Origin of the sequence: Halovibrio variabilis, assembly GCF_007991175.1 — a bacterium.
Lineage (GTDB): Bacteria > Pseudomonadota > Gammaproteobacteria > Pseudomonadales > Halomonadaceae > Vreelandella > Vreelandella variabilis.
In genome coordinates, this window is record NZ_BJXV01000022.1 from 1 (window position 1) to 21,986 (window position 21,986).

At 56.1% G+C, this 21,986-nt stretch carries 21 protein-coding genes and 2 pseudogenes; 16 read left to right on the forward strand and 7 right to left on the reverse strand.

Features of this window, described 5'->3' with window-relative positions:
• Positions 1 to 75: 75 nt before the first annotated feature.
• Both HVA01_RS15640 and HVA01_RS15645 read right to left on the reverse strand, forming a co-directional pair.
• A complete protein-coding gene (locus HVA01_RS15640) occupies positions 76 to 282 on the reverse strand; it encodes an RpnC/YadD family protein (RefSeq protein ID WP_146876343.1) in 207 nt (68 codons plus the stop codon).
• 53 nt (positions 283 to 335) lie between these two features.
• Positions 336 to 515, reverse strand: a pseudogene (locus HVA01_RS15645) (IS630-like element ISHsp2 family transposase); the annotation flags it as partial.
• On the opposite strand from HVA01_RS15645, the gene HVA01_RS15650 reads away from it, so the two are divergent.
• From HVA01_RS15650 to HVA01_RS15655, 3 genes are all read left to right on the forward strand, one after another.
• Positions 514 to 1,263 carry an Rpn family recombination-promoting nuclease/putative transposase gene (locus tag HVA01_RS15650; protein WP_146876344.1) on the forward strand — a complete coding sequence of 250 codons (750 nt, stop codon included), beginning with the start codon at positions 514 to 516 and terminating at the stop codon, positions 1,261 to 1,263. The pseudogene HVA01_RS15645 and the gene HVA01_RS15650 overlap by 2 nt on opposite strands.
• Before the next feature lie 16 nt (positions 1,264 to 1,279).
• Positions 1,280 to 1,423, forward strand: a complete 144-nt coding sequence (locus HVA01_RS17415) for a hypothetical protein (protein ID WP_170243532.1) — start codon at positions 1,280 to 1,282, stop codon at positions 1,421 to 1,423.
• Positions 1,424 to 1,813: 390 nt separating this feature from the next.
• Positions 1,814 to 3,238 carry an MBL fold metallo-hydrolase RNA specificity domain-containing protein gene (locus HVA01_RS15655; protein ID WP_146876345.1) on the forward strand — a complete coding sequence of 475 codons (1,425 nt, stop codon included), beginning with the start codon at positions 1,814 to 1,816 and terminating at the stop codon, positions 3,236 to 3,238.
• 54 nt (positions 3,239 to 3,292) lie between these two features.
• Here HVA01_RS15655 and HVA01_RS15660 read toward each other — a convergent pair.
• Positions 3,293 to 3,424: pseudogene (locus HVA01_RS15660) on the reverse strand (IS630-like element ISHsp2 family transposase); the annotation flags it as partial.
• Between the two features lie 75 nt (positions 3,425 to 3,499).
• Between HVA01_RS15660 and HVA01_RS15665 the strand changes: the two are divergent.
• Positions 3,500 to 4,273 carry an Rpn family recombination-promoting nuclease/putative transposase gene (locus HVA01_RS15665; protein ID WP_146876346.1) on the forward strand — a complete coding sequence of 258 codons (774 nt, stop codon included), beginning with the start codon at positions 3,500 to 3,502 and terminating at the stop codon, positions 4,271 to 4,273.
• 396 nt (positions 4,274 to 4,669) lie between these two features.
• On the opposite strand, the gene HVA01_RS15670 is transcribed toward HVA01_RS15665, so the two are convergent.
• On the reverse strand, positions 4,670 to 5,185 hold the full coding sequence (locus tag HVA01_RS15670; protein WP_146876385.1) for a FlgO family outer membrane protein: 516 nt from the start codon (positions 5,183 to 5,185) through the stop codon (positions 4,670 to 4,672).
• A 79-nt stretch (positions 5,186 to 5,264) separates the two neighbouring features.
• Positions 5,265 to 5,930, reverse strand: coding sequence for a hypothetical protein (locus tag HVA01_RS15675; RefSeq protein ID WP_371860162.1), 666 nt, complete (start codon positions 5,928 to 5,930; stop codon positions 5,265 to 5,267).
• 258 nt (positions 5,931 to 6,188) lie between these two features.
• Here HVA01_RS15675 and HVA01_RS15680 point away from each other — a divergent pair, with 258 nt between their 5' ends.
• The 3 genes from HVA01_RS15680 (at position 6,189) to HVA01_RS15690 (ending at position 9,885) form a co-directional block, all read left to right on the forward strand.
• Positions 6,189 to 7,163: an OmpA family protein gene (locus HVA01_RS15680; RefSeq protein ID WP_146876347.1), complete on the forward strand. Its 975-nt coding sequence runs from the start codon at positions 6,189 to 6,191 to the stop codon at positions 7,161 to 7,163.
• A gap of 566 nt (positions 7,164 to 7,729) precedes the next feature.
• The gene (locus tag HVA01_RS15685; RefSeq protein WP_146876348.1) at positions 7,730 to 8,668 is read left to right on the forward strand and encodes an HAD-IIB family hydrolase; all 939 of its coding nucleotides are present in this window, start codon (positions 7,730 to 7,732) and stop codon (positions 8,666 to 8,668) included.
• Positions 8,665 to 9,885 (forward strand): glycosyltransferase family protein, encoded by a 1,221-nt coding sequence (locus HVA01_RS15690; RefSeq protein ID WP_146876349.1) that lies wholly within the window; start codon positions 8,665 to 8,667, stop codon positions 9,883 to 9,885. The genes HVA01_RS15685 and HVA01_RS15690 overlap by 4 nt, the downstream gene beginning before the upstream one ends.
• A 146-nt stretch (positions 9,886 to 10,031) precedes the next feature.
• Here the strand turns inward: HVA01_RS15690 and HVA01_RS15695 are convergent, their stop codons facing one another.
• Both HVA01_RS15695 and HVA01_RS15700 read right to left on the reverse strand, forming a co-directional pair.
• Complete coding sequence (locus HVA01_RS15695; RefSeq protein ID WP_146876350.1) at positions 10,032 to 11,648, reverse strand: methyl-accepting chemotaxis protein; 1,617 nt, start codon at positions 11,646 to 11,648, stop codon at positions 10,032 to 10,034.
• Positions 11,649 to 11,825: 177 nt separating this feature from the next.
• Positions 11,826 to 13,592, reverse strand: a complete 1,767-nt coding sequence (locus HVA01_RS15700) for a sugar phosphorylase (RefSeq protein ID WP_146876351.1) — start codon at positions 13,590 to 13,592, stop codon at positions 11,826 to 11,828.
• Positions 13,593 to 13,815: 223 nt separating this feature from the next.
• On the opposite strand from HVA01_RS15700, the gene nrdR reads away from it, so the two are divergent.
• The 9 genes from nrdR (at position 13,816) to HVA01_RS15745 (ending at position 21,557) form a co-directional block, all read left to right on the forward strand.
• Entirely contained in the window at positions 13,816 to 14,301 is a 486-nt protein-coding gene (gene nrdR / locus HVA01_RS15705) for a transcriptional regulator NrdR (protein WP_146876352.1), read from the forward strand.
• Positions 14,298 to 15,455, forward strand: a complete 1,158-nt coding sequence (gene ribD / locus HVA01_RS15710) for a bifunctional diaminohydroxyphosphoribosylaminopyrimidine deaminase/5-amino-6-(5-phosphoribosylamino)uracil reductase RibD (RefSeq protein ID WP_146876353.1) — start codon at positions 14,298 to 14,300, stop codon at positions 15,453 to 15,455. The genes nrdR and ribD overlap by 4 nt, the downstream gene beginning before the upstream one ends.
• Positions 15,456 to 15,553: 98 nt before the next feature.
• On the forward strand, positions 15,554 to 16,720 hold the full coding sequence (gene ribBA, locus HVA01_RS15715; RefSeq protein ID WP_146876354.1) for a bifunctional 3,4-dihydroxy-2-butanone-4-phosphate synthase/GTP cyclohydrolase II: 1,167 nt from the start codon (positions 15,554 to 15,556) through the stop codon (positions 16,718 to 16,720).
• Between the two features lie 61 nt (positions 16,721 to 16,781).
• Positions 16,782 to 17,264, forward strand: a complete 483-nt coding sequence (ribH, locus tag HVA01_RS15720) for a 6,7-dimethyl-8-ribityllumazine synthase (RefSeq protein ID WP_146876355.1) — start codon at positions 16,782 to 16,784, stop codon at positions 17,262 to 17,264.
• Positions 17,261 to 17,755: a transcription antitermination factor NusB gene (gene nusB / locus HVA01_RS15725; RefSeq protein WP_146876356.1), complete on the forward strand. Its 495-nt coding sequence runs from the start codon at positions 17,261 to 17,263 to the stop codon at positions 17,753 to 17,755. Before ribH ends, nusB begins: the two co-directional genes overlap by 4 nt.
• Positions 17,756 to 17,791: 36 nt before the next feature.
• A complete protein-coding gene (gene thiL / locus HVA01_RS15730) occupies positions 17,792 to 18,781 on the forward strand; it encodes a thiamine-phosphate kinase (RefSeq protein ID WP_146876357.1) in 990 nt (329 codons plus the stop codon).
• On the forward strand, positions 18,778 to 19,251 hold the full coding sequence (locus tag HVA01_RS15735; protein WP_146876358.1) for a phosphatidylglycerophosphatase A family protein: 474 nt from the start codon (positions 18,778 to 18,780) through the stop codon (positions 19,249 to 19,251). The genes thiL and HVA01_RS15735 overlap by 4 nt, the downstream gene beginning before the upstream one ends.
• 111 nt (positions 19,252 to 19,362) lie before the next feature.
• Positions 19,363 to 20,616 carry a DUF945 family protein gene (locus HVA01_RS15740; RefSeq protein ID WP_146876359.1) on the forward strand — a complete coding sequence of 418 codons (1,254 nt, stop codon included), beginning with the start codon at positions 19,363 to 19,365 and terminating at the stop codon, positions 20,614 to 20,616.
• A gap of 512 nt (positions 20,617 to 21,128) precedes the next feature.
• Entirely contained in the window at positions 21,129 to 21,557 is a 429-nt protein-coding gene (locus HVA01_RS15745) for an REP-associated tyrosine transposase (protein ID WP_146876360.1), read from the forward strand.
• The last annotated feature ends 429 nt before the right edge of the window (positions 21,558 to 21,986 follow it).

Here is a 21,986-nt window from a genome sequence, read left to right on the forward strand (position 1 = left end):
GACCTCAGCTGCACGTGCTTTGGTGGAGACGCAGAGCCCTTGTAGGAGCCAGACTTGTCGGGCGATGGGGTTGGCTCAGCGCTTGAGATCTGCTTGCAACTGGGCAACGTCTTCTACCGATAATCCCGTAGCCTCAGCAATTTGCTCTTTGGTGAGTACACCAAGTGCAAGTAGGTTGCGAGCCGTTGATTGTTTGGCTTCTAATTGCCCCTCTTTACGACCTTCTTGACGACCTTTTTCTTCCCAGCGTTCGGGCCATTGTTTAATGCGTTCTGCCAACATGTTATGTACTTCCTATGGCTTGCCGATAGCGCTCATGCATAGGGTACAGATTAGGACTGCGAGAAACCTGACTCATCGAAGTAGTACAACTCGTGCTCGCCTCGATCTTCTCGCTCCTGGAGCACTTTCAGAAGGCTCTGCGTATTGCGAAATTCGCCTCATCACGCTGGCCCTTCAGTGAGTGCCGGATGCGCTTGAAGCTATCTTGATTTTTTCAATGCCCGGCGCAAGGTGTCGAACATTGAGGCGGCAGAGCTGACCGGCAAGTACATCATCCTTGACGTGTTGGCCCGCGATGGCGAAGGCAACTGCTACAATGTTGAGGTGCAGGTACGCCGTTATGGCGCGTGGCATAAGCGTGGGTTGTTCTACCTGACCCGCACGTTGGGGGGTCAGCTGAGCGCCGGGGAGGACTACGAGGAGCTGCGCGCCTCGGTGGGCTTGCACTTGCTGGACTTCGACCTGTTCACGGAAACAGTGGCCGAGCGCGAGCAGGCAGTATGGCGTTTTGAAATGCGCGATGAACGCCAGCCCAAAATTTCGCTTGGGAACGTTTTGCAGATGAACCTGATCGAACTCAACAAGGCGGATCGCCTGGGCTTGCCAGAAGGCCCTCTGCGCGCCTGGATCACCTTCTTTAAGCACTGGCAGGAGGAACTCACCATGGCCAATGTCGCCCATGAACCAGTCAAGCGTGCCATGAGCCGTATCCGTGAGCTCAGCGCAGATGAAGAGACCCGTCGCCTCGCGTTTGTGCGGGAGAGAGCGTTGCGGGATGAAGTGTCTTTGCTAAATGACGCGAAGCGAGAAGGAGAGATGACAGGAGAGCGTCGCGTTCTACAGCGCCTACTGAGGAAACGTTTTGGTGAGTTACCCGCCTGGGTAGGTGAAAAACTGGAGAGGGCGGATACTAAGCAGCTAGAAGCCTGGACAGATGAGATACTTACTGTCGACAGCTTTGATGAGCTATTCAAGCACTGAGGTGGCCAAGAAATAGATGAGCCGTATTCGCGAACTCAGCGTGGATGAAGAGACTCGCCGACTTGCCTTCGTGCGGGAGCGTGCGCTTCGGAATAAAGTATCGTTTTTGGATGATGCGAAGCGGGAAGGTGAGCAGCTGGGTATCGAAAAAGGGCGATAGGAAGAGCTCAGGAAGCGGAGCAACGTGCGTTAGAAAGTAAACGCAACACCGCTCGTAAGTGTTAATAGCACTGACCGAAATGAATGACCAACTAATCGCGGAAATAGAAGAGTTGCCGGTGGACGAAGTGGAAAAGCGGTGTGCCGAGACGCAGCACTGATCCTGCCTTCCCGCGTGACAGATTCAGCTGTAGAGTTCAAAAACTCAGGTTTAAGCGGCCTTCAACCATTTTAATGGCGTGGGAAGGCCCCCCCGGTGTCAGGTATAGAGCATTGCTGATCGCGCAACAAGTTGTGCTCCTACGACCCCCGCCTGCACCTGCTCTGTCAGGCGCTTTTTAATTTTATATGATACGTTTCTTATTTAGATTTTTTAGATAAGGAAATGCAGATGGATACGCGAGAAACGTGGCCGGAGATACGTCATCATGGTGGGGCAGGCGGGGTAACGGGCAGTTGTCATCAGTTGATTGCCAGCAGTGAGCACTCGCTACTAGTGGATTGCGGGTTGTTTCAGGGGGAAGACGCCGCTGAAGATAGCCTGGCGCAGCTTGAAGTGGGCTTTGATATCAGTACGCTGAAAGCGCTGGTGATTACCCATGTGCACATTGATCACGTTGGCCGTTTGCCTTATTTGCTGGCCGCGGGGTTTGATGGGCCGATTATTTGTTCCAAGCCTACCGCCTTGCTTCTGCCACTTGTCATTGAGGATGCGCTGAAAATCGGCTTTACCCGTAATGCCCGCCTAATCGAACAGTTTCAAGCCAAAGTACAGCATCAGCTGGTGCCACTTAAGTACGATGAGTGGCATAGCGTGGTTGATTCCGCTGATGTGGCGATGCGGGTGAAACTAAAGCGGGCCGGGCATATTTTAGGTTCCAGCTACGTGGATGTGGCGCTAAACGATAAGGCGAAAGGCACCAAGCAGCGGGTGGTGTTTTCCGGTGATTTAGGCGCGCCGCACACGCCGTTGCTTCCGGCGCCTAAATCACCGTATCAAGCGGATGTGCTGGTCCTTGAGTCGACCTATGGCAACCGCAACCATGAAGGCCGTCGCGAGCGGGGCGAGGCGTTGAAAAGGGCCATAGAGCAAGCGCTGACTAACCGGGGAACGGTGATTATTCCGGCGTTTAGTATTGGCCGCACGCAAGAGCTGCTGTATGAGTTGGAAACCATCGTGCATACAGCGCCGCCCTCGTCTGATTGGCGTGCCTTGGAAATCATTGTTGATTCGCCATTGGCGGCGCGCTTTACGCAGGTGTATCGGCAATTGAAACCCTACTGGGATGATGAGGCGCAACGCCGTTTGCGCTCAGGTAGGCATCCGCTGAGTTTCGATAATGTGTATACGGTGGATGAGCATGAAACCCACGAGCAAACCGTGCGCTATCTTGCTGAAAGCGGCCGTCCCGCGGTGGTGATTGCCGCCAGCGGTATGTGTGCGGGCGGGCGCGTGGTGAACTATCTAAAGGCAATGCTTGGCGACCCACGTCATCAAGTGTTGTTTGTGGGTTATCAAGGGGCGGGTACGCCAGGGCGCGATATTCAGCGTTACGGGCCTGGGGGTGGTTGGGTCGAACTGGATGGCGAGCGGGTGGATATTCGCGCCGGTATCACCACCATCAGCGGGTATTCGGCGCACGCCGGGCAGCGCGATTTGCTTAATTTCATCAAGCGGATGCGCCGCTGGCCGCGGGAGGTCCGTTTGGTTCATGGTGATGACCAGGCCCGCGAGGCGTTTAAAGCATCGATTGAAGCAGTGGCCCACAAAGCCGGGCGGCCCATCAGTGTTGTTTTGCCTGTGGTGTATGAGTGATTTTTGGTGGCGGGATAGTTGCTGATCGCGCAACAAGTTGCGCTCCTACGCTCCCGCCTGCACCTGCTTTAGCTTGCCGATAGCGCTCCATGCATAGGGTACCGATGAGGACTGCGAGAAACCTGACTCATCGAAGTAGTACAACTCGTGATCTTCTCGCTCCTGGAGCACTTTCAGAAGGGCTTCGCAAAGCATTACTTCCTCTGCAGACACGTTCCCCGCCTTACGCACAAAAAAGGACAGTCCCGGTGGCTGCCCTCTGTGTATCTGCCTGACATTGCCTCGGTGGAAATTCTCAACCCGAACATTGAGGCGGTAGAACTGACCGGCAAGTACATCATCCTCGACGTGTTGGCCCGCGATGGCGAAGGCAACTGCTACAATGTTGAGGTGCAGGTACGCCGTTATGGCGCGTGGCATAAGCGTGGGTTGTTCTACCTGACCCGCACGTTGGGGGGTCAGCTGAGCGCCGGGGAGGACTACGAGGAGCTGCGCGCCTCGGTGGGCTTGCACTTGCTGGACTTCGACCTGTTCACGGAAACAGTGGCCGAGCGCGAGCAGGCAGTATGGCGTTTTGAAATGCGCGATGAACGCCAGCCCAAAATTTCGCTTGGGAACGTTTTGCAGATGAACCTGATCGAACTCAACAAGGCGGATCGCCTGGGCTTGCCAGAAGGCCCTCTGCGCGCCTGGATCACCTTCTTTAAGCACTGGCAGGAGGAACTCACCATGGCCAATGTCGCCCATGAACCAGTCAAGCGTGCCATGAGCCGTATCCGTGAGCTCAGCGCAGATGAAGAGACCCGTCGCCTCGCGTTTGTGCGTGAACGGGCGCTACGGGATGAGGTGTCGTTTTTAAACGATGCTCGGCGGGAAGGTGAGGCCCATTTACTTTCCAAGCTAGCTAAGATGAAGTTTGGTGAATTACCTGAGTGGGCGCAGCAACGTCTAGAGCAGGCTAATAGCAATCAATTAGATAAGTGGTCTGATAAAATTCTCACTGCTAATTCTCTTGAGGAGCTATTCAAACACTGAGGTGTCAAAGAAAGTGATGAACCGCATCCGAGAGCTCAGCGCGGATGAAGAAACTCGCCGCCTAGCCTTTGTGCGTGAGGCTATTCGTCATCTAATGTGGATTTAAGATTGATCGGCTATTTTGTATCTCACGATTCAGATCGCAACCACTAAGCCAGCTATCTGTTGTGGGGGGCCGCTTCAGCGTGGTCCGACAATTCGGTGGTCCGACATCTCGGCGAAGGGTGCCGGAGGTACCCCTTAGATTCAGCTGGCTGGTAGCCTGCACGGTCGCGAGCTAAAGCTACCTCCCACAAGTAGCTTTTGGCATCAGTGCAGAGTTCAGGCTACCTCCCACAATAATAAGAGCGGTAATCAGGTTGGCAGCCAAATGCATCGCGAGCCTATTGTCAGTCCTCACCAGCTCCCTTGGCCTTCTAACAAACTGCGCGTGTTGTTATTCAACGGCAGGCGGAAATCGGCGCTGCCTAGCACCATGGCGTCGCTTGAGCGGACGACGCGGGCGCTGACATAGATATAGTCCTGGCCTTGTGCATAGGTGCCCATCAATATCGAGCGGGCATTATGCTGGGCGCTTAAACGCTGAACTTGGCGGGAAAGAATCAACTCGCCCACGCTCTCTTCGATAAACATGCTGTCGCGCATTTTGACTTCGCGAACCTGCATGCCCTGGCGGGATAGCGCTGAGGCCATGATTTCCGAGCTGATGCGGCCAAGCGTCGACGATTGGCTGAGATTGTCGATGCTTACGAAGGTGGCGGCAATCATCGGGCTGTAGCGGGTGAGCTCCGGATTGCCGGCAACCATCTGTTCGGCGGCGGCGTGAACCAGTTCAGAAAGATCAGGTTCCGGTTCGGCGGCCATGTTGTTAGCATTGCCCAGCGCGCTACAGCCTGCCAGCAGGAGTAGCATTATGCCGGTCGCCGCCGCACGGGTTGAGCGGTTGATAAAGCGAGCGCGCCATCCAGTAAAAAGTGTCATCAGCATGAAGTTACCAGGTATCAGTAATTGAAACGGACGGTGTTGTCGGCGCCTGAGGCACGCGTTGAGGGGCGTATTGACGGCGATCACCGGCATTGATGTAGTAAATGTTGGAGGAAGAGTAGAGAATTCGTTCGCCATCGATAATTTGCGTGGTCACAATGATCTCTTCGTTACCGGTATGGGTCCAGCTGCCACTGGTGGTGTCGGCGAGCATGGCGGCGGGGATTAACCCCAGGGCAGGCTCGGCCCAATGATTAATGGGGATGGTAGCCACCGCGATACCAGCGGTTAAGGCGGTAAACGCCCCAGCGGGTGGGCGGACAAAATCGCGATCGCGATGCTCGACGACTTCAACATCAATGCTGATGTTAGCGCTGTTTGCCGTGGGGACAGTGGTGAGATTGGCGCCCCGCGATACCAGCTCACTGGTCAGCAGCGTACGAAAGCCCCGCTCAAACTCACCCCCGCTGTAAGCATGTAATGCCTCTTGGTCGGCCGGGTCGATATGTAGATCGCGATTGCGGACGCGTTCGCGTTGCAAAATGCGGGTTGCTTCGTGGCGGGCGAGCACATCCCAGTGGTGGGCTGCCTGCATACGCTGCTGTTCGGTGTAGGGAAATGTTGTGGCGATGGGCGCCTGTGAGGTATTGGCATAAAAGCAGCCGCTGAGCATTAAGCTCGCCAGCCCCAAGCTAACAGGGCGTACGAAATAAGCTAATTGACAAGATAGGGGACGGGTGCGCACCTGCGGGTTCCTTTTTCGCTACAAAACGGCTTTTGATAGACTGTATGGCTTGCTTGGTTCGTAATGCCAGGCTCGCAATGTTTGGTTAGTAATGATTAGTTTGCCACGCCTGATTTGACGTGCCTAATTAGATGTTAATAGCTAGATCGGCCACGAGGTTAAAAACTTGAATGAGCGATAATACCCATGCTTGAAGATCACCGCCGCGGTCCGCGCCATGATTCGCTAATGTCGGCGTATCATGAAAGCGATAATAATAGCGGTTGGATGATCAGCTATCTCGATATCATGACGCTGCTGGTGGCACTGTTTGTAGTCATTCTAGCGGCTGCAGGGGCAACAAACCCTGATTGGCTGGCAGGAGGCTCCCCCGGTGATGATGACCAGCCGTTGCCAGCTACGCTGGAAGTACCTTTGCCTGCGTCATTATCTCAGGCCATGGCCATGCGTGAGGATTCTATGCGTGCCACATGGCGTGGCTCGGGATTAAGCCCGGTGGCGATTAGCACGGCGTTAGGTGTGGCTGGGCTGCCCCGGCGTATTAGGGTGGGTGTGCCGCCGTTATTAGCCGCACCGTCGCGTTCCCTGCCTAAATTGCTGATGCCTGCGGGCAGCGATGATTTTTCGTCGCCCCTTGCTGATTATATGGTGGTGTTAACCGATCGGCCCCCGGTGAATGTACAGGCGGTAAGCGATGAGTCGGTGTCCGGTGCGCTGGCCTTGAATCAGGCGCTTTCCCAGCGTGTTGAAGAATCGGCTTACTTGCCCGACCTGGATGGCGTTGAAGTGTCGCGAGTGGAGGAGGGAATTAGCCTGCGCGTGCAGGATAAACTGCTGTTTCCTTCAGCAACGGCCGAGCTAACCGACGAGGGGTCGTCGTTAGTGGGCAGTTTGCTTGAGACCATTCAGCGCTACGATGGCGAAGTCTGGGTAGAAGGTCATACGGATAGCCAAACGATTAGCACCGATGAATTTTCGTCTAACTGGGCGCTGTCTAGCGCCCGGGCCATTGCCATTGTAGAAGCGTTGGAAGCCGCCGGTGTCGATGCTGAGCGCCTGCGCGCGGTGGGCTTGGCCGCTACGAAGCCATTAGCCAGTAACGATACGGCGGAAGGGCGGGCAAGAAATCGCCGAGTGGAAGTCGTGATCCATGTTGAGTAGCTGGATAAATCGGTAGCAAATAAAGCTACATTTCATAGGGCCTGCTACTTTGACGTTATTTATATAAAAAAGCCGTCACATAAAAAAAGCCCGCCGGGGGAGGCGGGCATCAAAGGGCTTGGCTCACTGCAGCCCGCTGGAATCAGGTGAGGGGGTGTACAGGATCACCAGCGGGTACAATTTCAGTATAGCTATTTATACGGCGCTGCCAAGTGCTGTGTCACTTTTTTTTTACTTTTATCTGTCTTTTTTCGCTTGGCCCTGCGGTAACAAGGTAAACGGCGCGCACCGTTCTGCTTCATGCACTTTAATGGTGCAGTTTGGGCGCCTTATTTTGGTGCCATCGCGTATTGATAAACTAAGCACCGTTTCCAGGGCATGTAACCGCTTGCTGAAAAAGTACTTCTCGGTTTTGGCGTGTAACTTGCTCTGTATAAATTGCTAATTGCTATAGTCAATAAGCAGCGTTAATAGGTAACGTTGGATAGGTAACGTTGATAGGTAATCCCGTTAGGCTGTCTTAACGCCATTTCATAACAGCGTTGCGACCGAAAAGAGGTAGTGCTATGCCTGAATCCGCTAATCTTTCAGTGCTGCTTTCTCCGGCAGACCCTGCTTCGCAGCCGCGTCTGGTCGTCACCGATTTAGATGGCTCGCTGTTGGATCACCACAGCTATGACTTTGCCCCAGCGGCACCGTGGCTCGCCGAACTGAAGCAGGTGGGGGTGCCGGTGATACCGGTGACCAGTAAAACCCGTGCTGAGTTACTCCCCCTGCGTGAAGCGCTGGGCCTCACTGGCACGCCGTTTATTGCTGAGAATGGCGCGGTGATTGGTTTGCCACCGGGCTGGTGCCATGCGCGTTTAGACCGCCCAGGAAGCGGTCGTGATGGCATGGTTATCAAGCACCCTGGCGTTGATATTGGCTTTATTCGTGCCCGTTTGAACATATGGCGTGAGCGTCTCGACGTGCGTTTTTTACGCATGGGCGAGATGCGCTTGCCGGAGGTAATGGAGCTCACCGGGCTTGACGGCGCTCGAGCGCGTGATGCGCGTCAGCGGGAGGGCAGCGAGCCGCTGATATGGCAAGACAGCGATACGGCGTTGGCAGCTTTTCGAGCGGCCTTGGAAGGCGATGGATTGCAACTGACCCAAGGTGGGCGTTTTTGGCATGTGATGGGGCGCTCGGCCGATAAAGGCAACGCCGTTGAGTGGCTGATAAAACGCTTTACCGCTTTACGCGGCTGCCATCCGCGTTCGCTTGGCCTGGGCGATGGGCCTAATGATGTCTCGATGCTTGAGGCGGTCGACCAGGCGGTGGTGATCCGTGGCTGTCACGACTTAGCAGTCGAACCGCGTAATACGTCGCTCTATCGCACGCAAGCAACCGGACCTACCGGCTGGGCTGAGGGGGTGGCCCACTGGTGGGGGCGAGATGACCGCCGTTTAGCGGCGGCGGGAAAAAGGGATAGCGTGATTAATGATTTCAGGGAGTTAAGCGCATGAGTGACTTTCATCAAAACGGTATCATTACCGATTTTCACAACCTGACTCGGCGCTCGGTAGAGGCGCTTGAGCAGGAGCTATGTCAGTTCTCGCGTCGCCGCCCGATGGGCTTGATTCTGCCCTCGCTCTTTTCGGAGCTGGAAGGGCCGGCGTTGTCGGCGATTGTTGATGAGCTGGTTAAAGTGCCTTATCTCAGTGAGATCGTGATTGGCCTGGACCGCGCTGATCGTGAGCAATTTTTATATGCCCGCGATTTTTTTTCGCGGTTACCGCAGCATACGCGCATTTTATGGAACGATGGCCCACGGCTCAGCGCTCTGGATGCGGAGCTGGCAGAACACGGGCTGGGTGCGCAAGAGCCCGGCAAGGGGCGCAATGTGTGGTACTGCGCGGGGTATATGTTGTCCTCAGGCCGCTCGACGGTGGTAGGGCTGCACGACTGTGATATTTTGACCTACGAGCGGGGCTTGCTGGCGCGCTTGATGTATCCGGTGGCCCATCCGAGCTTTCACTACAGTTTTTGTAAAGGCTACTACCCGCGCATCGCGGAGGGAAAGCTAAACGGCCGGGTTGCACGGCTGTTGGTGACGCCGTTGCTGCGTGCGCTGAAAACCGTTTGCGGGCCGCTGCCTTATCTCGACTATTTGGATAGTTTTCGCTACCCGCTCTCGGGCGAATTTGCCATGCGCAGCGAAGTGCTGGAGGGCATTCGCATTCCCGCTGATTGGGGGCTTGAGATCGGCGTTTTGTCGGAGTTGCAGCGCAACTATTCATTGCGCCAGCTGTGCCAGGTCGATATCGCCGATGCCTATGATCACAAGCATCAGCCGGTCAGCGAAGATGACCCAAATAGCGGCTTAAACCGCATGAGTCTGGATATTTCAAAAGCGCTTTACCGTAAATTGGCGACCCAGGGTGTCACGTTTAGCAGCGAAGATTTCCGTACGCTTAAAGCGACCTATTACCGCTTTGCGTTAGATTTGATTGAAGCCTATGACCACGATGCCACCATGAATGGTTTAAAGCTTGACCGCCACAGCGAAGAGCAGGCGGTGGAGCTATTCGCCAGTAACCTACTCGAAGCGGGCAATTTGTTTCTGGACAACCCCCGCGAGCGGCCTTTTATCCCCAGTTGGAACCGCGTACAGGCCGCCGTACCGGACCTGCTCACGCGCATGCATGAAGCCGTTGAGCTGGATAATCAAGGTAAGGTGTAGCGCTTCAGGTTTATCCCAAAAAAGCCTATCTCAATGAAAAGGCCAGCTACCCGAAGGTAGCTGGCCTTTTTAAGGCTCTGTTTCTAATTTTATGACACTTACTTTAAGTGCTTAGCTTTAAGTGCTTGGCGATTAGTAGCTAGGCGCTAGAAATCGCTGTGCTGGTGGGACGCCTGTGAAGCAGCGGGCGCGGCTGGCAGGTTAGCCTGAGCGCGGCTTTCGCTCTGGTTAATGCGGAAGTGGGCGACCAGTTGGCGCAGCTGATCGCTCAGCTGGGCGAGCGATTGTGTCGCCTGGGTGCTTTCTTGCACCAGGCTGGCATTTTGCTGGGTCATTTGGTCCATTTGCGTTACCGCTTGGTTGACCTGCTCGATACCGCTGCTTTGCTCAATGGTGGCGGCAGAAATATCCTGAACCAGCGTACTGAGCTGTTTAATGTCATTCACCATGCTGTTGATGACATCGCCGGTATCGCGGACCTGGCGGCTGCCTTCCGTGACTTTGTTGTCTGACGCCTCGATCAGGGTTTTGATCTCTTGAGCGGCGGCAGCCGAGCGGCTGGCTAGCTGGCGCACTTCATTGGCAACCACCGCAAAGCCACGCCCTTGCTCACCGGCCCGTGCGGCTTCCACCGAGGCGTTAAGCGCCAGGATATTGGTTTGGAAGGCGATACCATCAATGGTGTTGACGATGGTGCTCATTTGCGTGGCACTTTCGTTAATCGTCGCCATGGTGGAAATCACGTTGGACATGGAGTCACTGCCGCGCTGGGCGCTGTCTGCCGTTCGGGTGGCCAGCGTGCGGGCATGATCGGCATGGTCGGCGTTCTGCTTCACCGTGGCGGTGAGCTGTTCCATACTCGACGCCGTTTCGGCTAAAGAGGCCGCCTGTTGTTCGGTACGCGTGGAAAGCTCTTCGTTAACGCCCACGATCTGCTCAACGCCACTGTTGACCTGGTCTGCGCCGTGGTAGATATCGCCAATCGTCTCGGCGAGGGTTTTACGCATGCGGTTGATATCAAACAGTAAACTTTGCTGGTCTTTGGCCGAAAGCTGAGTGACTTGGGTAAGATCGCCATCGGCGATATGCCGCACTACACTGGCGGCGTAGCGAGGGTCACCCCCTAAACGACGAGAAACGTCGCGAATAACCCAGCCCATCAGCAGCGTCACCGGTAGCCCAATAATCAGCAGTATCACAATCGAGCGAATCAAACCGGCAATAAAGGCTTCATTAATGTCGTCGACATAAACGCCCGTGGCGAGCGACCACTGCCACTCAGGAAGATAGGCCACGTAACTGGTTTTCGGCACCTGTTCATCGCCCGTTATACGGCGTGAGTAGTAGTCAACGTGCCCACCGCCGGCTTTTGCAGCCTCACGGAAAGCGGCGTAAAGATCCATGCCACTGGCATCCTGGTAGGCGCTCATGTCTTCACCGCGGGGGCGGTTGGGGTGAGAGACAATTTGTAGGTCGTCGTTGAAGGCGAAAATATATTCTCCGTCGCCAAAACTGACGCTAGCCATATTATCGATGGCGCGCTGCTGGGCTTCTTCAAGGCTGAGTTCACCCGCGGCGACCCGTTCTTGCAGGGCGGCAAGCTGCGCCTGCACGCTTTCTACCACGTACTGAATGCTGTCGCGGCGTTCGCTCTCAATCGTTTGCCGGTTCTCCCAGGCTAGCCAGCCCACTAGCAATAGCATGGCGATCCAGATAATCCCCAGTGTTCCCCACAGCTTTTGTGTCGTCGTTAAGCGTGTCATGTATTTCCTGTTTGGTTTTAGGTGACATCAGTGAGCCGTGCTTGCTCGATTTATCCCACCTATTTCATCGGCCTTTTCGGCAAGGACGTTAGCGAGAAACGCCACATTGCCGTTATTTTTTTGTTTATTGTGTTTTTAACAGCGTTTTTAAGAGCGTTTTTAAATTCCATCGTCCGCTTAGCGAGTAGCTACCAGCCAGCGTACCGCGTAAGGCGGAAGGGCGCCGTTAGCTTCCCACGGGTTAGCGGGGTCGAGTGCTTGCCAGTCGTGTTTGCTAAGCGCTTGGGTCACCGCCTCGCCCACCTTTTCTAGGGGTAGCGGAAGGTCGGTGACGTTATACAGCGCGAGCAGGCGACGTCCATCCTTTAACGGGCCGCGCTCTACGGCTAACAATGCCGGAGAAGAGTCCAGCACTCGCTGAGCCGCATTGGGGTGAAAGCAGGGCTCTTGGCGACGTTGATCCAATAAGCGATTTAACGCGCGGAAAACATCGTGGGTGGGTGTGGAAGGGCTGTCGATGAGTAGCTCTAGCTCGCTGCGCTGCCAGCGCCGCCGGTTGATCGAACGCAGGCGACCGCTGCGCTCAACGCCTTCTACATCGTTCAGCGTACCGGTGAGCGTGTGGATATACAGCGCGGGTATGCCTTGCAGGCTGAGCATAATCGCCTGGCTGCACAGAAAACGAGCGATCTGCCAGGGGTCAGGGCCGCGACGGGTGCCACGCATGGCTTCAAACCAGGTAATGTTAATTTCATAAGGCGTGTCGCTGCCGTCGGGGTTGCTGCGCATGCTGACAAAGCCGCCGAATTTATGCATCAGTTCTAGCAGTGCATCGCGCTCGTGGTCGGGCAGCAAGCCTTCCAGCGGGCGTACGCCAATGCCATCGTGGCTGGCGGTAAAGTTCAGGTAAGTACAGTGGGCGGGCAGCACGGGCAGGCTAGCAAGCCAGGTTTGCAGGGTGCTGGCTTCTCCCCGGGTTAAGGTATGTAGCAGCAGGGGCGGCAGGGTGAATTGATAAATCATATGCGCTTCATCCGGCGGCCCCTTGGGCAGCCGCTGCAGCCCTAAATAACTGATGTTCTCCATATGGGGTACATTGGTTTCGGTCACCAATAAGGTCCCCGGGGCGACATGGTCCACAATAGCGCGTAATAGCCGCACGACGGTGTGGGTTTCTGGCAGGTGGATGCAGGCGGTGCCCAGGCGTTTCCACAGAAAGGCCACCGCGTCCAAGCGGATAATGCGTGTGCCTTGCTCTAGGTAGAACAGTAAAATACCGATGAATTCCAGCAGCACATCCGGGTTTTCAAAGTTGAGATCCAGCTGGTCTTCGGAAAATGTGGCCCATAAATAGCGTGTGCCGCGCCGGGTGGCAACAGGGACTAACAGCGGGTTACTGCGCGGGCGTACTACCTGGGACACATCGGTATTGGGGTCAACTTCGATAAAGTAGTCGCGGCCGGGCAGGCTGCCGCTCAGGTAATCCACGAACCAAAGCGATTCCCGCGAGACGTGGTTGAGGACTAGATCCGCCATCAGGTCGTAGTGGCTGGCCAGTTCGCGGATATGCGACCAGTCGCCTAGCTCGGTATTGACTTCCCGGTAGTGAATGACCGAAAAACCGTCGTCGCTGCTCCAGGGAAAGAAAGGCAGCACGTGCACACCGCTGATGCGATCGCCCAGGCGCTGCTGGAGAAAGTCGCTGAGTACCGCCAGCGGTGGCGTGCCTTCCTGAATAATCGAGTCGCCATAGCTGATGACCCACTGGTCTTTTTCGCTCCATGATGGTGCATTTTTTGCCGATACCTCGGTGGGAGCGGAAGAAAGCGGGGCAAGCGGTTGAAAGTGCTCAAGACGTTGGTTTAAGCGCCGTTGCACCTCGCCAGCTCGATGGCCATAAAGGTGGCTAAGGTAGTCGTGAACGGTCTGCTCGAAAGGGGACATGGATAACTCCTGATAAACAATCTGCCACAAACGCTGCAGCTTGTGTGCCAAATCGTTACAATGCGAGGTTGGTACCGCGTTTAAACGCTGGGCTAGCGTTTTTACTAGTTTAGCATTGGGTGATCATAACCCGTATAAACGCCATTAATAGCACACACATTGATAGGTATAACACGCTAACTCGTGCGGTACACCGACACGGGCTGACAACAGGTTGACCGCTATGCATTGCCCTTTTTGTAGTGCAAACGATACCCGAGTGACTGATTCGCGTTTGGTTGCCGACGGCGACCAAGTACGCCGTCGTCGCCAGTGTGCGAACTGCCAAGAGCGCTTCACTACTTACGAAACCGCTGAGCTGGTGATGCCGCGGGTGGTGAAATCCGACGGTTCCCGAGAGAGCTTTAATGAAGCCAAACTGCGGGCAGGCATGCTGCGTGCGCTGGAAAAGCGCCCGGTCAGCGCTGAAGCGATTGAGGCGGCGGTAGAGCGCATTCGTCAAACCTTGCGCGCGCGGGGCGACCGCGAAATCAACGCCCGTGATATTGGCGAGTCGGTCATGCGGGCGCTTAAAACCCTCGACCATGTGGCTTACATCCGGTTTGCTTCGGTGTATCGCAAGTTTCAGGACCTGGACGAATTTCGCGCTGAGATCGATCGACTTTCTCAAGAACCCTCTCAAGAACCGTCTCAAGGGCCGTCAAAATGAGCGGTGTTTTTAGCCAGGCCGACCATTATTACATGGCCCGGGCGCTGCAGCTGGCGGAAAAGGGCTTGTACACCACTGACCCCAACCCGCGGGTGGGCTGTGTCATTGTGCGCGATGAGCAGGTTGTCGGCGAAGGTGCTCACCTGCGTGCCGGTGAACCCCACGCCGAAATCCACGCCTTGAAGGCCGCCGGTGAGCAGGCCCAGGGCGCGACCGCCTATGTGACCCTGGAGCCCTGTTCGCACACTGGCCGAACCGGCCCCTGTGCGGTGGCGCTGCGGGACGCCAACGTAGCGCGGGTAGTGATTGCGATGGTAGACCCTAACCCCCAGGTGAGCGGTCGCGGTATTGGCATCCTTGAAGAAGGCGGTATCGAGGTCAAAGTGGGTTTGCTGGAAAGCCAGGCGCGCGCGCTCAATCCCGGTTTTATTGCCCGCATGTCACAACAACGCCCCTTTGTGCGCTTGAAAATGGCGATGAGTTTAGACGGGCGCACCGCGATGGGGTCGGGGGAGTCGCAGTGGATCACCGGGCCCGAAGCGCGCTGCCACGTCCAGCGCTTACGAGCGCGCTCCAGTGCGATATTAAGCGGCGTCGAATCGATCATTATGGACGACTCGCGGCTGACGTTACGCGCTGACCAGCTACAGCTCGACAACGCTGAGGAAGTGGTTCGCCGCCAGCCGCTGCGGGTGATTTTAGACACTCGGCTGCGCTTACCCTTGGCGGCGGCCTGTTTGAGCGAGCCGGGGCGCACGCTGATCATTACCACCTCCGACCACGCTGCTGAAAAGCGCCAACGGCTAACTCAGGCGGGCGCCGAGGTCCAGGTGTTGCCCGCCGGTAGCGACGGCCGTATCGATTTAGTGGCCATGCTGCAGTGGTTAGCCGAAAATGAGCAGGTTAACGAACTGCTGGTGGAAACCGGCGCCACCTTAGCGGGCGCCATGCTGGATGCCGAGCTGGTTGATGAACTGCAGCTGTTTGTTGCCCCCACGCTGCTAGGCGGCGAGGCGCGGCCGCTGTTTGCGCTGCCAGGGCTCTCGCGTATGGCCGATCAGCGGCGTTTAATCATTCACGATATGCGGGCGGTGGGGCGCGATTGGCGCATTATCGCTTCCCCTAGCGCAAGCGGCGATAGCAAGGTACCCTGACGCGCTAAATCACCGCTAACGTGACGCCCTTTCGCGACTGCCGTTTTCGTGACAACCGTTCGTGACAACCGTTTGTGAAAACATTAATTGGAGATTCCATGGCGCACCCCTCCTCTAGAGGCCTAGCCCCTATCGCCGAGCTGGTGGACGATATCCGCCAAGGCAAAATGGTGATTCTCATGGACGACGAGGATCGCGAAAACGAAGGTGATATCATCATGGCCGCCGAAATGGTGCAGGCCGAGCATATCAACTTCATGGCCCGTTTTGCCCGCGGCTTGATTTGTATGCCGATGACCCGCGCCCGCTGTGAGCAGCTTAATCTGCCGCTGATGGTGCGCGATAACGGTTCCGGCTTTGGCACCAAATTCACCCTCTCGATTGAGGCCACCGAAGGCGTTACCACGGGCATTTCTGCTGCGGATCGGGCCAGAACCGTCCAAGCGGCGGCCGCGCCCCATGCCAAGCCGACCGACATTGTTCAGCCAGGGCATATTTTCCCGCTGATGGCTGAACCGGGTGGCGTGCTGCGTCGTGCCGGGCATACCGAAGCCGCCTGCGATTTGGCGTCTTTGGCGGGCTGTGATCCCAGCGGCGTGATCTGCGAGATCATGAACGATGACGGCAGCATGGCGCGTCGCCCAGAGCTTGAAGCCTTTGCTCATGAGCACGGGATTAAAATCGGTACCATCGCGGATTTGATTCACTACCGTATCGTTAACGAGCAGACCATCGATCATGTGGAAGCGTCAACGGTGATGACCTCCCAGGGTGAGTTAGCCTTGCACGTGTTTCGCGACCGTATCCAGGGCGCTCACCATTTGGCCCTGGTCAATGGTCAGCCAACGCCTGAGCAATCCACCACGGTACGCGTGCATCTTAGCGATACACTGCGCGATGTGATGGGGTTGATGAAAGGCGAGCAGTGCCGCTGGGACGCCCACCGGGCGCTCGAAGAGATCGCCGGTTCAGCGCCGGGTGTGTTTGTGCTAATCGATGATGCCCGCCCGCATCAGGATTTAAAAGACCAGCTCGATATCTTTTTGGAACGCGTGCGTCAGCCGCGCACTAGCGACTCTGACGGCGCCGGTAACTACTTGACCATCGGCACCGGTTCGCAGATTCTGCGCTATTTGGGCGTGGGTAAAATGCGCTTACTTAGTTCACCGTGGAAGTTCTCGGCGCTGTCCGGCTTTGATCTCGAAGTCGTTGAGCTCCTGGGCCCTAATGACACGGCGTATGAGCCAGCTAATCATCAGGACTAACTGAGCAGAGCTAACTCAACAGAACTAACTTCGCAGAACTAACTCAGCAGGACTAAATTTAATGCAATCCCTTTCTCAAGTTGAAGGTACGTTTGTTGATGTCGATGGCCGCTATGTCATCGTGGTGGGGCGGTTTAACCATCACGTGGTAGATAGCCTGGTGGAAGGCGCCGTCGACAGCCTGACCCGCCACGGCGTGGATGTAGAGCATATCCATATTGTTCACGTGCCGGGTGCCTGGGAGCTGCCGCTGGCGGTTAAACGCGTGCTAAAGGTGATGAAACCCGACGCGGTGATTGCCTTGGGCGCGGTGATTCGCGGTGGCACGCCCCACTTTGAGTACGTGGCAGGTGGCTGCAATACGGCGATTAATCACTTGCAGCTTGAGTTTGATACGCCCATCGCCAACGGCGTATTGACCGTTGAAAGCATTGAGCAAGCGATTGAGCGTGCGGGGACCAAAGCCGGCAATAAAGGTACCGACGCCGCCATGGCTGCGATGGAAATGGTCTCTCTGCTGCGCGCTCTGGGAGACACCCAATGAGCGAGCGCAAAGCCTCTGCCGCTCAGCAGAGCCGCCATGCCGCGCGTGAGTTAACCGTGCAGGGGCTCTATCAGTGGCAGATGACCGGTAAGTCTATTACCACGATTGAAGCCGAGTTTCGTAGCCAAGTCGCCGATGACGATCTGGAAGATCATGAAAACTGGGTAAAAGTGATGGAAATCGCCGATAAGGCGCTGTTCCATGAGCTGCTCCATAACACGGTGCGCTTCAAAGCGGAGCTGGATCGTGATATTTCGCCGCTGTTAGATCGCCGCCTGGAAGACCTTGATGCGGTAGAGCTGGCGATCTTACGGCTTGGCGCCTATGAGCTTTCCCGCCGTATGGAAGTACCCTATCGTGTGGTCATTAACGAAGGCGTTGAGTTGGCGAAGTCATTTGGTGCCACCGACGGCCATAAATACGTGAACGGCATTCTCGATAAGCTGGCGATTCGCCTGCGCAGTGCCGAGGTCAGCGCTCGTCGTCTTTGAACGCGCGCGTCATGACAATGCGTTTAAGGGGCCTTTGTGCTTGCCGAATTTGATTTGATTCGACGCTACTTTATGTCGTCGCAGGAGGCGGCGACCGCGTCAAACGGCGTCACACTAGGATGTGGAGACGATGCCACGCTATTGTTACCGCCCGCTGGCCAACAGCTGGCGGTGAGCGTTGATACCTCGGTGGTCAATGTGCACTTTCCTCACGATGCCCCGGCGTTCGCGGTGGGTCACCGTGCCTTGGCCGTCGCGCTGAGCGATTTAGCCGCCATGGGGGCGACGTCGCGCTGGTGTTGGATGGCGTTAACCCTTGATCAGCGTGAGTTCGCCGACGACGAAGCGACCCACGCTTGGCTGACTGACTATGCGCGTGGTTTTCATGCGCTCAACCAGCAGCACGCCACTGGCTTAGTGGGCGGCGACGTTACCTCCGGCGCGCTTTCCATCGGCGTGACCGTCATGGGCGAAGTCCCGGTGGGCGAAGCGCTGACCCGCAGCGGTGCTCAGGCAGGTGATGTTATTGCCGTCACCGGTGCGCTTGGCGGCGGGGCAGGCGGCCTTGCCCTCTGGCAACGCGGTGAACGCGATCTATCCCATCCACTGCTAAGCCGTTATTTGCTGCCTCAACCGCGTTTGGCGGCTGGCGTGGCATTGCGCGGCCTGGCCACCGCCGCGCTGGATATTTCCGATGGGCTCCTGGCCGACTTGGGGCATCTTCGCGAGGCGTCCCAGGTAGGCGCGGTGCTGGATCTGGACGCCTTGCCGTTGGCCGATGGCTTGGAGGACGCCTTAGGTCGCAACGCGGCCCTGCAGGCCGCGCTGTGCGGTGGCGATGATTATGAGCTGCTGGTGACGCTAAGCGCGGATAATGTATCCGAAGCGCAGCAGCGTTTAGCGGCATTAGGCCTGTCGCTTACGGTCATCGGTCGTTGTCGTCGCACGTTGGGGGTTAGCGCCACCGATAAAACCGATATAAGCGGCTACGTTGGCTGGCAGCATTTTAGTGGGGAAGCGCCATGAATCGTGCACCGAAAAGTGTCTGGCACCGCCCAACGCATTTTTTTGCCTTTGGCTTAGGTAGCGGTACCGTCCCTTGGGCGCCCGGCACCTTTGGTACCCTAGCGGCGATTCCTTTCTACTGGATCATGGCGGATTTACCGCTAGGGTGGTTTTTAGGTATCTGCTTCGTGGCCTTTGTTGTCGGGGTGTGGCTATGCGACAAAACCTCCCACGACTTAGGGGTACACGATCACTCGGGCATCGTGTGGGATGAGTTTGTCGGCTACTGGCTGACGATGGCCGCCGTGCCCTTCTCATGGGAAGCCGCACTATGGGGGTTTGTGGTATTTCGCATCTTCGATGTGTTTAAACCCTGGCCGATACGTTGGGCAGACCGCCGCGTGGCGGGTGGTTTTGGCATTATGATCGATGATGTGATGGCAGGGGCCTATGCCTGGAGTACTATGCACCTGTGGTTCTGGTTGCATTAAGCGTAGATTCTGGCTGCCTTAAGGCGGTTCTCGATAGTATGGATACCAAGCTCTACCGATTGATGGCGCCCTTCGGGTGCGTTGGCTTTAAGGCGTTGGCAAGGAGGTAGCATGCGCAAGGAACGTCTAATTGTCCCCATACTGGCGTTTCTCGCCATTGTCTGGATGGCTGCGCAGCTCCTCTCAAGCGTGCTTTTTGAGCGCGGCCTGCGCCAGGCGCTAGAGGATTTAGAAGCGCGTGGCGAATGGCGCGTCACCCGCACGGAAAGCCAACAGGGCTGGTTAACGTCCCGGGGCCGATTGATTCTATCGCCGCTTTTGGGGCGCCCGTGGCGCCTTGAACTTACCTACAACGCGCGGCACGGTATTTTAAGTACCGATGTTGAAGGCTCGTTATTACCCCGCCTGGATACCGTATTACAGCAAGCCGTTGGTGAAGTGACGGCGCCCTCCGTGCCACGCTGGAAAGGTCGCTACAACACGCTTAGCGGCCACACTGAGCTGCGCCTTTCCCTGGCGCCCTTTGTGATTCAACAAAATGGCCGTGAATTAGCCGTTCGCGGTGGCAGGCTGCGCGTAGAAGGCGTATTTGGTGACTGGCATCTGCGTATGTTGTTAGATCAGCTCACGCTGACCGATGGCATGGCCCAGCTCACGCTGGGGCCAACAGAGCTTGCAAGCCGCTACACTTATATTGATGACGCCTACCACTTTACTCAGCGCGATCATCTGCATATCGAAACGCTGCAGCTGCATTACCCCGCTTATGATTTGCAACTTTCGCCGTTAGATTTGCACAGCCATATGGAACTCGACGAGAGCGAGCTGCGTATAAATGGTGAGTTAGTGGTAGGCGATGTGATGATTCCTTCGGAGGCGCCGGAAACGCCCTTGCTCAACGGCCGAATAGCGATGGAATTGTCACGCTTGAACGCCGATGCGGTGCGCCAGGTGTTTCGGCGCTTGCGCCAGGAAGCCTCATGGGGCGATGCCAGCCTGCCGATGGCGGAAGGGTTGCTAGCCCGCCTTGAGCCAGATTTGCGCCAAATGCTCACCGACTCGCCGCGTTTAGACGTGACCACCATCGCGATAAATAGCCCGCTATTAGGCCTTCGAGTGGATGCCGATGGCGCGCTATTTTTCGATGCCCGCGATTTGGATGAGTTGAGCGTTACCGACTTGGGTGAAGAAAAAGAACAGGCGAAATGGCTTGAGCGAATTGACGGCGACTTCACCTGGCACGACGCGCCCGCCGTCGCAGCGCTCTGGTTAGGACTACCGCTGGGCACCCGCGAATTAGAGTTTGATGTAGTGCGCGGAGTATGGCGAATTAATGGCAGACCCATGCCCGAGCTGTGGCCTTAAATCCATTGATCGCGAGCTGAAGCTCCCTCCCACAAGGACTATCAGCACCCCTGCAGGTTATCAGGTTATCAGGCTAGCAGCCCAACAATTCGCGAGCTAAAGCTCCCTCCCACAAGGGCTGCAACCAAGCAGATGACCATTGTAGGAGGGTGCTTCAGCGGTGGTCCGACATTTCGGCGAAGGGTGCCGAAGGCACCCCTTAGTTTCATCAGGCTAACAGCCCCAACCATTCGCGAGCTAAAGCTCCCTCCCACAAAGGGCTATCAGCACCCCTGCAGATTATCAGGCTAAGAGCCCAAGCATTCGCGAGCTGAAGCTCCCTCCCACAAGGGCTATCAGAACCCCTGCAGGTTATCAGGCTAAGAGCCCAACCATTCGCGAGCTAAAGCTCCCTCCCACAAGGGCTATCAGCACCCTTGCAGGTTATCAGGCTGGAAATCCGAATTTATTCTAGTTAAATTAGAATTTAAAGATGTTGCCAAGTGTGTTTGGCGTTTGGGGGATATAAAAATATGCATAAAAGCCATGCACTGCGTAAAGGAAGGAACTCCATGGCTGGCGGCTATTACTTGGTCACCGTTGCTACGCAAAAACGCTGCCCCCACTTTCTCACTTTTGAGGATGCCTGCTGTGCTTCCAGAAGCTTCTATCATCCCCGTGTTGCTGACTCAGCCACCACGCTTTCATTTGTGGTAATGCCGGATCATATACATTGGCTTCTGCTTCTTAACGGCAAGCTTTCAGAGGCCGTACGATGTTATAAAAGCTATGTCTCTTTAGGAGTGGGTGAGCGTATTTGGCAGGATGGATTTCATGACCGTATGATTCGCCAAGAGGAGGATCTGAAAGCTGTTGCCCGGTACATTGTAGGTAATCCACTAAGAGCAGGACTCGTCTCTAATATTAACCACTACAGTTTTTGGGATGCAGCTTGGCTTTAAAATCTAGTTGGGCTAGAAGCATGAACGGTCGCGAGCTAAAGCTGCCTCTACACAAATGAATATCAGCACCCTTGCAGTGATCAGGCTAACAGCCCAACCATTCGCGAGCTAAAGCTCCCTCCCACAAGGGCTACCAGCACCCCAGTGATCAGGGGCTCAGGACTATTGTGGGAGGCCGCTTCAGCGGGCGAAGGGTGCCGAAGGCACCCCTTAGTTTCATCAGGCTAACAGACCCAACCATTCGCGAGCTGAAACTCCCTCCCACAAGGACTATCAGCACCAATGCTGGTATCAGGCTAACAGCCCAACCATTCGCGAGCTAAAGCTCCCTCCCACAAGGGCTATCAGCACCCGGGCAGGTATCAGGCTAGCAGCCCAAGCATTCGCGAGCTGAAGCTCCCTCCCACAAGGACGATCAGCACCCTTGCA